The 15,198-nt window shown below is 33.6% G+C and carries 11 protein-coding genes and 1 tRNA gene; 2 read left to right on the top strand and 10 right to left on the bottom strand.

Annotated elements, in window-relative coordinates; translation table 11 throughout:
* Nucleotides 1-1,076, top strand: a 1,076-nt coding sequence (gene larC, locus RWZ86_RS02885) for a nickel pincer cofactor biosynthesis protein LarC (RefSeq protein WP_314679828.1), incomplete at its 5' end; no start/stop codon positions are given.
* A gap of 31 nt (nucleotides 1,077-1,107) precedes the next feature.
* Nucleotides 1,108-1,839: a D/L-lactic acid transporter LarD gene (gene larD, locus RWZ86_RS02880; RefSeq protein ID WP_314679826.1), complete on the top strand. Its 732-nt coding sequence runs from the start codon at nucleotides 1,108-1,110 to the stop codon at nucleotides 1,837-1,839.
* Between the two features lie 38 nt (nucleotides 1,840-1,877).
* Here larD and RWZ86_RS02875 read toward each other — a convergent pair whose 3' ends face one another.
* The 10 genes from RWZ86_RS02875 to dnaB form a co-directional block, all read right to left on the bottom strand.
* Complete coding sequence (locus RWZ86_RS02875; RefSeq protein ID WP_314679824.1) at nucleotides 1,878-4,646, bottom strand: AAA family ATPase; 2,769 nt, start codon at nucleotides 4,644-4,646, stop codon at nucleotides 1,878-1,880.
* A 159-nt stretch (nucleotides 4,647-4,805) separates the two neighbouring features.
* Nucleotides 4,806-4,893 (bottom strand) — tRNA-Ser (locus RWZ86_RS02870).
* 467 nt (nucleotides 4,894-5,360) lie between these two features.
* Nucleotides 5,361-6,677 (bottom strand): trypsin-like peptidase domain-containing protein, encoded by a 1,317-nt coding sequence (locus tag RWZ86_RS02865; RefSeq protein ID WP_314679823.1) that lies wholly within the window; start codon nucleotides 6,675-6,677, stop codon nucleotides 5,361-5,363.
* Between the two features lie 149 nt (nucleotides 6,678-6,826).
* Complete coding sequence (locus RWZ86_RS02860; protein WP_314679821.1) at nucleotides 6,827-7,633, bottom strand: MBL fold metallo-hydrolase; 807 nt, start codon at nucleotides 7,631-7,633, stop codon at nucleotides 6,827-6,829.
* Between the two features lie 33 nt (nucleotides 7,634-7,666).
* The gene (yycI, locus tag RWZ86_RS02855) at nucleotides 7,667-8,494 is read right to left on the bottom strand and encodes a two-component system regulatory protein YycI (RefSeq protein ID WP_314679819.1); all 828 of its coding nucleotides are present in this window, start codon (nucleotides 8,492-8,494) and stop codon (nucleotides 7,667-7,669) included.
* A complete protein-coding gene (locus RWZ86_RS02850; RefSeq protein WP_314679817.1) occupies nucleotides 8,484-9,818 on the bottom strand; it encodes a two-component system activity regulator YycH in 1,335 nt (444 codons plus the stop codon). Before RWZ86_RS02850 ends, yycI begins: the two co-directional genes overlap by 11 nt.
* Nucleotides 9,809-11,659 carry a cell wall metabolism sensor histidine kinase WalK gene (gene walK / locus RWZ86_RS02845; protein WP_314679816.1) on the bottom strand — a complete coding sequence of 617 codons (1,851 nt, stop codon included), beginning with the start codon at nucleotides 11,657-11,659 and terminating at the stop codon, nucleotides 9,809-9,811. The genes RWZ86_RS02850 and walK overlap by 10 nt, the downstream gene beginning before the upstream one ends.
* 74 nt (nucleotides 11,660-11,733) lie before the next feature.
* Nucleotides 11,734-12,450 (bottom strand): response regulator YycF, encoded by a 717-nt coding sequence (gene yycF / locus RWZ86_RS02840; RefSeq protein ID WP_314679815.1) that lies wholly within the window; start codon nucleotides 12,448-12,450, stop codon nucleotides 11,734-11,736.
* Nucleotides 12,451-12,488: 38 nt separating this feature from the next.
* Nucleotides 12,489-13,784, bottom strand: coding sequence for an adenylosuccinate synthase (locus tag RWZ86_RS02835; RefSeq protein WP_314679814.1), 1,296 nt, complete (start codon nucleotides 13,782-13,784; stop codon nucleotides 12,489-12,491).
* 26 nt (nucleotides 13,785-13,810) lie between these two features.
* Nucleotides 13,811-15,196 carry a replicative DNA helicase gene (gene dnaB / locus RWZ86_RS02830; protein WP_006703156.1) on the bottom strand — a complete coding sequence of 462 codons (1,386 nt, stop codon included), beginning with the start codon at nucleotides 15,194-15,196 and terminating at the stop codon, nucleotides 13,811-13,813.
* Nucleotides 15,197-15,198: the final 2 nt, after the last annotated feature.

Below are 15,198 nucleotides of genomic sequence, written 5' to 3'. Positions count from 1 at the left end.
AACACGATCATCACCATGAACACGATCATCACCATGAACACGATCATCACCATGAGCACGACCACCATCATGAACATGGACATCATCATCACGATGACGTTCGTGGGTTACAAGAAATTATTGAAATTTTTGAAAATAGTACCGTTTCTGACTTTGTAAAAGAAAAAAGCATTGAAGTGTTCCGTGACATCGCTCGTGCAGAATCTGCTGTTCATCAAGTTCCAATCGAACTAATTCATTTCCACGAAGTTGGAGCGATTGATTCGATTGTAGATATCGCTAGTTTCTTCATCTTGTTTGAAAACTTAGGAATTACAAAAGTGTATAGCGCACCTTTAGTCGAAGGTAGTGGTACTATCAAGGTTGCTCATGGTGTTATGCCTGTGCCAGTTCCTGCAGTAATGCAATTAAGGAAAGGAACTTCTATTTTAATTCATCAAGATTTTGATATTAAAACAGAATTAATTACACCAACTGGAATTGCCTTACTTAAAGCGATTCATCCTGATTTTACCATTCCAGAAAACTTAGAAATCACTTCTGTAGGATATGGATTTGGAAAGAGAGATACTGGAAAATTCAATGCTTTACGTGGAAGTTTATGTCATCCAACAACTCACTCTTTCAAAGAAGTACATCAGTTAGACGATGATATTTATCAAATCGATACGACGATTGATGATCAAACGCCTGAACAAATGGGATTCTTAATGGATTTCCTATATGAAAAAGGAGCGCTAGACGTCACTTATTTCAGTGTTCTAGCGAAAAAAAATCGTCCAGCCATTCATGTAACGATTTTAATTTCTCTGTCTCAATTAGAAGAATTTACTAAGATTCTATTTGAGCAAACAAGCACGATTGGATTTCGTTATCAAAAAATTTCACGAAAAGTGATGCAACGAACTTTTCAAGAAGTAGAAACGAGTTTAGGAACCATTCGTGTCAAACAAAACACATACCAAAACATCTCTAAAACAACTCTCGAATATGAGGATTGTGCTAGACTAGCCAAACAGCATCAAATGCCAATTGGAAAAGTCTATCAACTATTAGAAAAAGAAATATTATTATAATTTAAAAACAAAAAGGAGTCTTATATTTTATATGTTTACACAACAATTTATTCACTTATTATTATCAGAATTTATGGGAACTGCCCTAATGATTTTATTCGGGGTTGGGGTACACTGTGACGAAGTATTGAAAAAAACTAAATACAATGGTTCAGGTCACTTATTCGCCATCACAACATGGGCATTCGGTATTACAGTAACATTATTCATCTTTGGTGGAGTTAGTATTAACCCAGCAATGGCATTAGCAAAAGTTGTTTTAGGATTATTACCTGCTGAACAATTTATCCCTGTAGCAATTGCTGAATTTTTAGGAGCTTTCGTTGGTGCAGTTATCGTATGGTTCATGTATGCAGATCACTTTACAGCTTCTGAAGGTCAAGTAGATGGAATTGCAATTCGTAATATCTTCTCTACTAACCCTAACTGCCGTAACTTACCTCGTAACTATTTCGTCGAAGCATTTGCAACATTTATTTTCTTAACAGCTATCTTAGCTACTGAACAAGTGAATAAAGATCAATTAAACATTATTGTTGGTTTACTTGTATGGGCTGTTGGTATGGGTCTTGGAGGTACTACAGGATTCGCGATGAACCAAGCTCGTGACTTAGGACCTCGTTTAGCTTACCAAGTATTACCAATCAAAAACAAAGTAAATAATGACTGGCAATATGGATTATTAGTTCCAGGTACTGCTCCATTTGTGGGTGCTGTAGCTGCTGCATTATTTGTACGTTATTACTTAGGATATTTTATGTAAAACAAAAAAGCTGCTAACGCAGCTTTTTTTGTTTACTCTTATTTTGACATCTCTAAAACATCCTCTAAGTCTTGTTGGATTATTTGGTTTGGATCAATGGATGGATTATTACCAAATCGAGTAGCTAGACGTAATCTTAACTTCTCATTGAAGTTACGAATCCAACGACCATTACTGCGATCATTTGTTCTAGCATATGCTGTTGCAACTACTTGACGATATGCTTCTTCATCTACCGTTAAGGAATCACTAGCTAATTCATACAATCCAATTTGAGCAATTTCTTCAGATGTATAATCTTCAAAATCAAATGTATTCGGAACACGACTTGCTAGTCCTGAATTTGTTTCTAAGAAAGCACTCATTTCTTTATGATATCCTGCAAAAATAACAACCATATCATGACGATGATCTTCCATAAACTTCAAGATTTCATCAATCGCCTCTTGTCCAAAATTATCATTAGGACCATGTTTTAAGGAATAAGCTTCATCAATAAATAAAACTCCACCAAGAGCAGCTTGTAAATGTTCTCTTGTTTTAATGGCTGTTTGCCCTTGGTATCCACCAATTAAGTCCCCACGAGAAACTTCCACCATTTTATTGGTTGCAATCATCCCTTTTTGATACAACAATTCGCCAATTATTCTAGCAACCGTTGTTTTACCCGTTCCTGGATTTCCTAAGAATAACGAATGTAACGTAATATTTTTCGTTTCAATTCCTTGTTCCTGTCTCACCTTCGATAATTCTACTTGATTAATAAAGGCACTGACTTGTTCTTTGACTTTTTCTAAACCAATTAATTGATTTAATTGTTTCCATGCATCAACTTTATTGTCAGATTCTTCATAGCTTCCTTGTGACAATGCTTTTTCAATATCTTGATTTTTAATCAATGTCATATCTTCGCCCTCTTGTGACATCACACGGAAAATAAATTCTTGCATAATTTGCTCATTTTGATTACGAATCCATCGTGCATTACTCTTATCTAAGGAACGTTTATAGGCTTCTTTAATTTTACGAGCATAAAATTCTGGATCTTCAACTTTTCGAGCTTTTCCTTCAAAAATTTTAAGTCCCATTTGAACAATTTCATCTGGTGAATAATCTTCAAAGGTTAATTGATGTGGCACACGAGAATTGAATCCTGGATTGACATCGAAAAATTGTTCCATTTCTTTTGTATATCCAGCAAAAATCACCATAATATCATCACGATGGTTTTCCATATACGTTAATAATTCATTAATCGCTTCTTCGCCTGTGCTATTCGAACCTTTTTTATTTAAAGCATACGCCTCATCAATAAATAACACGCCGCCTTTAGCCTCTTCTAATTTCTTACGAGTTTGTTCTGCTGTTTGATTCACATATCCAGACAATAAATCAGCAGCTGATACTTCTACAAATTTGAACTCTTCCCCTTTTAAGGCTCCATATTGGAATAAGATTTGTCCCATTAAACGTGCAACAGTAGTTTTACCTGTTCCTGGATTTCCTAAGAAAGCTGCATGCATCGTCATTTTTTCAGGTGGTAATCCTTGTTCGATTTGTAATTGATTATATTTTGCTTGTTGAATTAATTTATCAACCTTTTCTTTGACTGTTTTTAGTCCAATTAATCCTTGTAATTGTGCATAGTAATCTGTATTCGTATGCTGAACCTTTTGTGCGTCCTCTGTTCGAATAATTTCCCCTTTTTCGCTTCTTTCTGGGGCTGCTTTATGTTTTTTAGTAACTCTGCATTGACTCGTTTCATCTATTTCATAGTTCAGTTTTGTAGCATCTCCATTTAAATGAATAAAGTCATTTACAACAAAGCACGACCCCTCTTTAGCACGAATAGTGGTAGAAATTTCTTTTTCCACTTCTACACTATCTCCGACAAACAAAGAATTTGCTGTTAAAGTAATTGGAATATGCTTACTTTCTTTGTTTAAAAATCGTAATATTCCTTGAGAATATAAAGTTGAGTCTTCTTCAATAAAAATATTATTCTGTATAAAACCATTTACCATACGAATATGACTCTTTTTGATTCTCATAAAACTAACCGTTAGATTTTTAAAAACTCCACTGCCATTTTGAAGAAAAATGGTGTAATAATTTGTTCCAACACCATCCACTATAGTATCTTCTAAATATAGTTCACTCTTAGTAGCAGTTAAAACAGACTGATTTCCTTCTTCAAAAGTTCCATAAACTACACTGGAGATAATCGATAGTTTTGAATCTTCAATCCATAAAGAAGTAGGTCTGCTACACTCCATTTTTGAACGCACAAATTCTAATTCCGAATTTTCTCGAATCCATAATCGATTTTGAATGGTAGAATCTTGAATAGAAACTACTGAATGAACAAATTTCATTCCTAATTTGTGTTTATCCGGGAATTTTGTCGTAAAGTCCTTAAAATGAACTTTACTTTTTTCTTCTGAAAACACTAAAAAATGCTCATTTACTGGAAATTCGCTTTGTAATACACAATTTTCAAAAGTTACTTCCGATTCCCCTGTAATGTGAAACATATTGACATTTTCTAATACGGACATCCATAAGTTTTGAAATATCACTTTAGCCTTATTAGAAATTTTAATTTTTCCCTTAATCGTATTTAAAAACGTATTTCCTTCTACATGACCAATAATTGTAATATTTTTTGTAATTTCAGTAAAAGGTTCTTTTGTAAAATTCATGATCAAATTAGGAGTAAATTCAATAATATCTCCATCCTTAGCTGCTTCATAAGCCGCATCAAAATTCCAAGTGTCTTCAGTTGTTCCAACAAGAAATCTTGGCATATTCTCACTCCTTTTATCTTTTTATTTCATTAAAATTTCTACTTAATAATAGCATTATTATACCAAAGTTCATTCGAAAACTCTATTAAAAAAAGGTTTCGTTCACACAAACAAACTTGGAACAAAACCTCTAAAAACATTGATATATCAAAACATAAAAGGAGAAGAGGAGATTTGAACTCCCGCGTCGCTTTCACGACCTATCGCATTTCGAGTGCGACCCCTTCAGCCTCTTGGGTACTTCTCCATTACTAACAATAGTATATTCCCTTTTCCTCAACTCCTCAAGATTTTTTCCAAAATTTATAAGAAACTCACAACTTATCCACAAAGTTATCCACATGTACACATGTTCGCTACTAAATTTTGTTTCCAACTCACCTTCTATCCCCCATATATTGGTCAATACCCTTTTTTTGTAATTTTTTTGTTATATCATGTTCGATTACTTTATCCACAATTTTATTCCACTATCCAAAGTTATCCAAAACATCTATAATCGTTGATATAACAATGTTTCATCAACATTAACCATACACTTATTCACAACTTACCATTCACCTGTGGATAACTTGTTTTCAAAAAAATCCTATGATATCAATGATTTTAAAAAATTTTTTTCTTTTTTTCTGTACAACTAAAAAAAAACTATCCACATAGTTATCAACATTTCTGTGGATAACTATGTGGATTATGTCATTTTATTCTATTTTTTTATAAACTTGGGCTATCTGAGCTTGTTAATTGAATCGTTGTTGTTTGTTTTTGTCCATTTCTATAATAAGTAACTTCCATACTAGAACCAACTGTTTTACTATATAGTGCTTTTCTTAATGTTTGTACACCTGTAATTGGTTTACCATCAATTTCTGTAATGACATCATATTGTTTTAATCCGCCTTTACTTGCGCTACTATCATCTTGAACATCTGCTACAACGACACCTTCTTTCACATCATTCGATAATGCTAATTGTTGACGTCCTTGAGAAGAAACAGATGTTAAATCTACCATTGAAATCCCTAAAACTGGACGAATCACTTTACCAGATTTTTCTAATTGATTAATAATAGAGACTACCTCATTACTTGGAATTGCAAATCCAATTCCTTCTACGCTAGATTTACTAATCTTCATAGAATTGATACCAATCACTTGTCCTGCTGCATTGACTAATGCACCACCAGAATTTCCTGGGTTAATCGCTGCATCTGTTTGAATAGCTGTTACTACCCAATCTTGTTTGCCATCGCCATCCACATCTGTAGGAACAGAACGATCTTTTGCAGATACAATTCCTTGAGTTACACTTGTAGCAAACTCAGTTCCTAAAGGAGAACCAATCGCAATGGCTGTTTGACCAGCTTTCACTTCATCTGAATTCGCAAATTCAGCTACTGTAGTTACTTTATCTGCTTTAATTTTTAATACAGCTAAGTCTGTCCATTTATCTGCACCAATTAATTCTGCTTTTTCACGAGTACCATCTGCCATTAATACTTCTAATTCTTGAGAACCTGAAATGACATGATTATTCGTTACAATATAAGCATAGCCATTCTCAACTTTATAAATAACTCCACTACCTTCAGAAGCAGTTGTTAAATCACTATCTTCTGTTTTTTGATTTTGTCGGCGGCTTTGTCCGTAGCTTCCAAATAAGTTATTTTGATTTAAGCTTTGTTTATTAATCACAGATACAACTGCATTTTTTACATTCGCAACAACATCTGAAACGTCTCCAGCACCCTTATTCGATAAAGCTGTTGGGCTTGTTTTTACAGTTGTTGTACTTGTTGCAGTAGATTTTGCTCCAGTTAATTGGTTTAAAGTTCCTGTTGCACTCATAGCACCAAATCCAATGATAACGGCTAATAGTCCACCGGTTACTCCACCAACAAAACCTGAACGAAAAGCTTTTTTCTTCTTAGCACTTTTCTTTTCTACTGGAGTAGGTTCTTGTATTGTTTCTTCATTTAGTAGTGTATTTTCTTGTGTAGTTTCTACTTCTTCATGGAATTCATTTGTCATGAATATCCCTCCTTTTTCACTTTAGCAATTTCTTCATTGCTTTCTTTTGACACTCTTATACTAATCTAGCTTTTTGAAAAAAGTTTGAAGATAATGTAATTAAATCGTTATAAAGCTGTTAAAAATCCCGTTATTATTTGAAAATTCTATTAAACTCTAAACAATTCTGTCGGTTCATATGGGTCTGTATGATACACTTCAAAAGTTTCATGAATGCCACAATCGTGTTGTAATAAAATCGATTCAGCTGTTTGATACGCTAATTCTTTCAAATTGTTATCTTGGCTTAAATGCCCTAAATAAATTCTTTTTGTCTTATCTCCTAGCATTTCACACATCGCTAATGCGCCATCTTCATTGGATAAATGCCCTTTATCGCTAAGAATTCTTTGTTTTAAATGCCATGCATAATTCCCCATACGAAGCATATCTACATCATGATTACTTTCCATTAAGTAAGCATCCGCATTAGATAGTAATTTTCTTAATTTCTCACTAACATAACCTGTATCGGTTAACATCACAAATTGTTTTTGATCTTTTTGGAATGAATAAAATTGAGGACAAGCTGCATCATGAGATACTGCAAAACTCATTACATCAATATCTCCAAAAGTTTTTGTCACCCCTGGTTCAAATAAATGTTTTTGCTCTTGCTTAATCACACCGATATTTTTATTTTCCATGGCTTTCCATGTTTTCTCATTTGCATAAATATCCATGCCATATTTTCTTGCTAATACTCCGATTCCTTTAATATGATCCACATGTTCATGCGTGACTAAAATCGTATCAATATCTGCCACTGATCGTCCAATTTTTTCCATTTGTGCTGCAATGGCTTTCCCAGTTAACCCACAATCAACTAAAATTTTTCGTTGTGGTGTTTCAATATACGTAGCATTTCCCGAGCTTCCACTCGTTAGTAAACTCACTAAAAAACTTGATTCGCTCATATTGTCTTCCTTTCTATTGCAGCTACAGTTCTATTACGGTGTTGTTGTATTCACCGTTTCTGTTGCTTCATTCGTCAATACAGTACCTCGAATCGCATCTACACGACGAACGAGGGTTTGTCCATCTATTTGTTTAAATTCTACATACCAAGCTGGAGAATAAATGGATAAATCTTTTAACGCTAAAGACTTATAATATGATAATCGAACAACAGAAACAGTTGATCGAGTTGGAATTCTACCAGCTAAATATAATACTTCCATCGCTTTTTGAGAAGTAATTAATGCACGATTTGCACCCAATACTTCTGCATTTCCAGCAAAAGTTTGTTCATAACTAATAACTTGATTATTGGCATTCAGTGTAAAAATAATTTGACTACTTCCATCCATCACTGGAATTTGATTTGCACGTTGCGCATAAATCACTTTACGTGTTGTCGGATTATAATTAAACCATGTATATTGATTTCCATTAATAATCGAACCACTTTCTACATAACTCGTTAATTCTGCAAAATTATCCATTGTAGCAGTACTATTTGAATCCAATGTTAGTTGAATAGGGGCTAATAATTGTGATGAAATAACCCCTTTATCATACGTTGCAACTTGACTCGGTAAAATGCTGATTAAATGTTCAATATTAGTAGGGCTAATTTGAATAATCGGCAGAGATTCTACCGTCGTATTTACCCCTGTCACCGTTATTCCATCCGTTCTCATTTGCTCCATCACATTAATACTTGTATTCAAAGGACTTTTTACTTCTTTTTTCATTTGCCAAAAAGTTCCAAATAAAAAGATATCTAGAAAGAGAAAACTGATAATTAATACTAAAGTTGATCGTCTAAAATCCATCGTTATCTCCTCCCTGATCCAATGTTGGTAAAGAAATTTCTTCTAAAGTTTTCCATTTATGATCGATTTTAATAAACCAATTTGGAACAAACTCAACAATTTGATTACTTTCTCGGCTTAATTGCCAAGCATACCCTAAACGAATATCCTCTAATGTATCTAATGCAATTCCTTTTCCTAAAATTTGATCCATTAATTCTTTTCCACTCATTAAATCAACAGACTCATTTTTTGAAGGAATTGGAGTCTCCGCAATTAGAGAAGAGACACGCATTTTTTCAATTCCTGTTGCTGTAATGATAAATTGAGATAACCCTTCTTTCGCATTTGAAAGGATTGGATACGTTCCTACATAACGCATATATTCCACAATTTTTCTATCACCATCAAAATCAGAGAAGCTAACTCCTAATTTCCATCCTCCTAATTTCTTCATTTGTGCAAAAGATTGTTGTAGATGTACAGTTGTTGTTAAATGTTCATCATCTACTCTATTCTGGTAATAAGAGATTACATTAGTCGAGCGATCCATTTTTAATTGGGATAAATTATCATTATAAATAATTGACTGTCCATCACTTCTATTCCTTAATTCTGAAGGATTAGCAAACAATTGAGTAATATAAAAACTCATAGGAATTTGTTCCATTAAATAAGTTTGTTTTTTTACCGGTATTGTATTTACTTCAATAAAAATCTGTTTATTTTTTAAAATATATGATTCGACTAGGTAGAATTTTGTATCATCATAATAGTTAGATAATTCTGATTGAATATCTTGATCTGTTTTAGCTTGGAATACTTGCTTTGTATAATCATTAATAAAATAAACATTTTTTAAATCATCATGACGATAAATGATTCGACTAAATGTTTCTTGCTTATATTCTTCAGGCACATCATTAAAATATCTCGTCATTACTCCAAATGTCACTGGTGCGTCAAATAATAACTGCCCAAATGAATCTCTTAACACTAATTGTTCATATGCTTCTTGAGTTATTATTTCTTTTTTTGAAATATCTTTAAATTTACCGACCAAATCTTCATTAACAGATGAAATGATAGTAGAATCACTTGTCATTTTCCCTTTATTTTCATGAGAAATAACAAAACGTGTTGGTCTGAATACATCTTCCAATGAATAGTTTACTCTTGTCTGAGTACTAGCATCTTGGTTTGTTGAAGCTACATTTCGTGTAAAACCATTTGGAGAGAAAATTTCTACGGGACGGAATACAACAGCCAATGTTAATACGATACTAATCATACTTAATAGCATTAAAATGAATACTAAATATCTTAAACGAATTTTCATTCCCATTCACCGTCCTCTTCAAATGGAATATATGGTAAGGAAACAAAGAAGGTTGAACCTTTGTTTTCAATACTATTCACCCAGATTTTTCCTCCATGTAATTGAACCACTTCTTGCGCAATCGCTAATCCAAGACCACTACCTCCCATTGCACGAGAACGAGCTTTATCTACACGATAGAATCGATCGAATAGATGAGGAATATCTTTTCGGGCAATTCCTAACCCTTCATCACTCACACTTACAATAATATCCGTATGAGTTTCCATTAAACGAACAATAATTCTTCCTCCATCTGGAGAATATTTAATCGCATTATTAATAATATTATCTAATACTTGAGTAATCTTATCTTGATCTAACTCAACCCATAAGTCACGTTGGGTAATATCTGTTAAAATACGATAATTCTTTTCACGATACGGCTCAGACTGTAATACCATTTCAAAACGACTGACAATATGAACCACCAATTCATTCATATTAATAAATTCTTTTTCCAACCCTAGACGATTTTGGTCCATACGAGATAAATTCAGTAAGTCCGTAATCATTCGCATCATACGATCGGTTTCTGTTTCAATAACTTTTAAAAATCCTGGAGCAATTTCTTTATTTTCCCAAGCTCCATCTACTAAGGCTTCCGTATAACTCTTAATACTTGTTAATGGTGTACGCAATTCGTGCGATACATTGGATACGAAATTTCTACGTTCACGATCAATTTTTTGTTGTTCCGTAACGTCTGTTAAAACACAAACTAACCCACTAATAAAGCCAGATTCACGCTGGATAACAGAAAACTCACATTGAACAATTGAGTCTTCTCCATCTTCTTCTAAATGAATCAATCTTTCTTGTTGCGTTTCTAATAACTCTCTAAACGTTACTTTTTCATCTAACGGCAAAATAGATAATAATGGAATTCCTATCACTTTTTCAGATTTTAAATTTAAAATATCTAAAGCTGCCGTATTCATAATCACAATACGACCACGTCTATCTGTTGCGATTACTCCATCACTCATATGACGTAAGACACTATCTAAACGTTGGCGTTCTGACTCTGTACTTTCTTGAGCTTCCTTAATTTTAAAGGATAAATCATTAATCGCTTGCCCTAATTGACCAATCTCATCATCACTATAAATTTTCACTTCACCCGTATAATTTCCTTCAGCAATTTTTTCCGTTTGCTTTTTCATTTCAGCAATCGGTTTTGTAATTCCTTGAGAAATTAAGAAAGTAATAATAATAACCAAGACAATAGCGATTAAAGATGAACTTACGAAAATAACCCCGATATCTTTTACTTGAGTATACCTCGACTCTATATTGGTCGTAACAGAAATAATACCAAGTGGATTTCCTGAATTTCCACTAGTGGAAGAAATAGGGGAGACAATTTTCCAATAACGAGTATCATGTTCCGTAAAATTATATGCATATACTGTATTGGTTAATAATACTTGTTGCGCATCTGCTTCTGTCGTACGAGTTCCTACAACAGATTGTTGGGATTGATTCGTAGTCCCTAAAATATATCCTTGCGAATCTAGTACTCGAGCTTCTACAATACTACTTCCTGTCGGATAATCTTGCAGTATTTTAGAAATTTCCGCTATTTTGACTTCATCTTTATCATCTTTTGACACAATCGGTTGAACACTATTTTTTAAAAATCCAACTTGTAATTGAATTTGTTCTTGGAAATTTGAAATCATCTGTGTTTCTAATTGACGAAGAAAGTTTGCAACAATCAATTGCAAAGAAATCATCAGCATAAAAATAAATAATACAGGAATTTTAAATTGAATGGAACGAAAGAATCGTTTCACTTTTTTCATGTTTTTTCTCCTTTATAGATAATAAATGCGCCTTTCTTCCCAGAATAGTTCATGGTAAAGAAAAGCGCATCTTTCTAAGCTTCTTTTTCTTGTTCTGGAGTTTTAATATAGTAACCTACTCCACGTCTTGTCATAATCCATGTAGGATGACTCGGTGTATCTTCAATTTTTTCACGTAAACGTCTTACTGTTACGTCAACTGTACGAACATCTCCAAAGTAATCATATCCCCAAACGGTTTGTAATAAATGTTCTCTCGTAATAACTTGACCAATATGTTTTGCCAAATAGTGAAGTAATTCAAACTCACGATGTGTTAATTCAATTTCTTCGCCTCGTTTAGAAACTACATAGGCATCTTCATGAATAATTAAACTTCCTAATACAATTTCGTTTGCTGGTTTTTCTTCATCTAGTTCACTTGGAGCGACATGTTGACGACGTAAATTAGCTTTAACACGTGCTGTTAACTCTCGATTTGAGAATGGTTTTGTCACGTAATCATCGGCTCCTAATTCTAGTCCTAACACTTTATCAATTTCTGAATCTTTAGCAGTTACCATAATAATTGGAACATTACTTGTTTTACGAATTTCTCGGCAAACTTCTAATCCTTCAATTTTTGGTAACATCAAATCTAAAATGACTAAATCTGGATTTTCCTCAGCAAAAACTGCTAATCCTTCTTCTCCATCAAATGCGGTAACAACTTCAAACCCTTCTTTTGATAAACTAAATTTGACAATATCTGAGATTGGTTTCTCATCATCTACTACTAAAATCTTTTTCATAACTAGCTCCTCTCTTACGATCGAGCGTTTGGGAAATCTTATTTACTATCCCAAACATCTTCTAAAATGTTGGTTTGGTTTCTATCAGGACCTACTGAGAATGTTGAAATTTTTACTCCCACTAATTCTGAAATTCTACGAACATAGTTTTGTGCTTCAATTGGTAATTCATCCAATGTACGGCATCCTGTAATATCCTCAGTCCAACCAGGAAGTTCTTCATAAACTGGTTCACATTGTCCTAATTCTACTAAGCTTGCTGGATAATGGCGAATTTCTTCTCCATTTTTTTTACGATAAGAAACACAAATTTTTACTGTTTCTAATCCAGTTAATACATCGATGCTATTTAAGCATAAATTTGTAATACCAGATACACGTTTAGAATGTCTCATAACAACACTGTCAAACCAGCCGACACGACGTGGACGTCCTGTTGTAGTTCCATATTCACGACCAACTTCACGAATACGGCTTCCAATTTCATCAAATAATTCTGTAGGGAATGGTCCATCTCCTACACGAGATGTATATGCTTTACAAACACCCACTACTTTTGTCACTTTTGAAGGGCCTACGCCACTACCAATTGTCACTCCACCTGCTAATGGGTTAGAAGATGTTACAAATGGATATGTTCCTTGGTCAATATCCAACATCACACCTTGTGCGCCTTCAAATAATACTCGTTTTCCATTATCTAAAGCATCATTTAATAATACAGAAGTGTCACAAACATATTGTTTAATTTGTTGTCCATATTCATAATATTCTTCAAAAATTTCTTCAAAATTCATCGGATTTGCATCATATAATTTCGTAAATTGACGATTTTTGTCTTCTAAATTCAAACGTAAACGTTCTTCAAAAACTTCTCGATCTAATAAATCCGCAATACGAATTCCCACACGAGCTGCTTTATCCATATAAGCAGGGCCAATTCCTTTAATCGTTGTACCGATTTTCTTGTCCCCTTTAGCTTCTTCTTGTAAACGATCCAATTCAATATGATATGGCAAAATTACGTGCGCACGATCTGAAATTCTTAAATTATCAGTCGTAATATTTCGTTCATGTAAATAGGCTAACTCTGTTACTAAAGATTTTGGATTAACAACAACCCCATTTCCAATAATACAAAGTTTTTCTGGTGAAAAAATTCCTGACGGAATTAAATGCAATTTATAAGTTTCTCCACCAAACTGAATCGTATGTCCAGCGTTATCGCCCCCTTGATAACGAGCTACATACTCTGCTTTTTCACTAAGGAAATCAGTAATTTTACCTTTTCCTTCGTCTCCCCATTGTGTACCTACTACTACTACTGATGACATATCCGCACCTCTTTAAATTATTTTTTCTACATTGGTGGCATTGAAGCTTCTAAACTTTTTGATGCTATCGATGTAAATTTATTATATTCTTTAATAAACATTAATTCTACGGTTCCTCGTGGACCGCTACGGTTCTTTTCTATAATGACTTCAATAATATTATTCGACTCTTGTTCTGGAACATTTCCATCTTCATCTGGTTCTTGTCGGTAATAATCCTCACGATATAAGAATGCTACAATATCCGCATCTTGCTCAATCGAACCTGATTCACGAATATCCGACATTACCGGACGTTTGTCTTGTCTTTGCTCTACTCCACGAGATAATTGAGATAAAGCAATGACTGGAACACTTAATTCTTTAGCAAGTTTCTTTAAATTTCTTGAAATTTCTGAAACTTCTTGTTGACGACTTTCTCGTCCATTTCCTTCGATTAATTGTAAGTAATCAATCACAATTAACCCTAAATTATTTCGTTCTTGTTTTAATCGTCTACATTTTGCACGAATTTCTGATACTCGAATTCCTGGAGTATCATCGATATAAATAGGCGCATTCGATAAAGTACCTGATGCTACAAAATAACTACGAAGTTCTTCTTCCGTTAAACGACCATTTCGCATATTACTTGCATCAATGCTTCCTTCCGAACATAACATCCGGTTTACAAGGGACTCGGCACTCATTTCTAAACTGAAAATTGCTACTGTTTCATTTGTTTTTGTCGCAACATTTTTCGCAATATTTAATACAAACGCTGTTTTACCAACAGATGGACGTGCTGCTAAAATAATTAATTCATCCGAATGAAGCCCTGAAGTCATTCGATCTAAATCAATGTACCCTGTTGGAATTCCTGTAATTTCTCCTGTATTTTTCATACGCTCTTCAAGAGATAAATACGCTTCATTCAAGACTTTTGTAATATCTACAAATCCTGCTCGATTTCTCTTTTCAGAAACTTCTAAAATACTTCGCTCAGCTCTATCCAACACTGCTGCTACTTCATCTGTTTCACCATATGCATCTGTTGCAATATCCGTAGAAGTTCGAATTAATTTTCGTAAAGTTGATTTTTCACTTACGATTTTTGAATAATATTCTACATTCGAAGCAGTTGGAACTTTTTCAGCTAATTCTAGTAAATAAAATTGTCCCCCTGCATTTTCTAATTGTTTATTTTGATTTAAACGTTCTGCAACTGAAACAATATCAATGGGCGAAGAATCATTATTTAATTCCACCATCGCTTTAAAAATCACTTGGTGGTTTACTCGATAAAAATCTTCTGGCATTAAAAATTCCATTACAGATACAATCGAATCTGGATCTAATAAAATTGCTCCTAAAACAGATTGTTCTGCATCTAAATTTTGCGGTGGAATTCTTCCTTCAAATTGTTCATCCACTT

This window comes from uncultured Granulicatella sp., from assembly GCF_963545075.1.
Lineage (GTDB): Bacteria > Bacillota > Bacilli > Lactobacillales > Aerococcaceae > Granulicatella.
This window is presented reverse-complemented; position numbering and strand designations above follow the sequence as displayed.

What these genes read in the sequence shown, in the direction of transcription:
- larD (WP_314679826.1), top strand. Translation starts at nt 1,108, where the DNA reads ATGTTTACACAACAATTTATTCACTTATTATTATCAGAATTTATGGGA.
- RWZ86_RS02875 (WP_314679824.1), bottom strand. Translation starts at nt 4,646, where the DNA reads ATGCCAAGATTTCTTGTTGGAACAACTGAAGACACTTGGAATTTTGAT.
- RWZ86_RS02865 (WP_314679823.1), bottom strand. Translation starts at nt 6,677, where the DNA reads ATGACAAATGAATTCCATGAAGAAGTAGAAACTACACAAGAAAATACA.
- RWZ86_RS02860 (WP_314679821.1), bottom strand. Translation starts at nt 7,633, where the DNA reads ATGAGCGAATCAAGTTTTTTAGTGAGTTTACTAACGAGTGGAAGCTCG.
- yycI (WP_314679819.1), bottom strand. Translation starts at nt 8,494, where the DNA reads ATGGATTTTAGACGATCAACTTTAGTATTAATTATCAGTTTTCTCTTT.
- RWZ86_RS02850 (WP_314679817.1), bottom strand. Translation starts at nt 9,818, where the DNA reads ATGGGAATGAAAATTCGTTTAAGATATTTAGTATTCATTTTAATGCTA.
- walK (WP_314679816.1), bottom strand. Translation starts at nt 11,659, where the DNA reads ATGAAAAAAGTGAAACGATTCTTTCGTTCCATTCAATTTAAAATTCCT.
- yycF (WP_314679815.1), bottom strand. Translation starts at nt 12,450, where the DNA reads ATGAAAAAGATTTTAGTAGTAGATGATGAGAAACCAATCTCAGATATT.
- RWZ86_RS02835 (WP_314679814.1), bottom strand. Translation starts at nt 13,784, where the DNA reads ATGTCATCAGTAGTAGTAGTAGGTACACAATGGGGAGACGAAGGAAAA.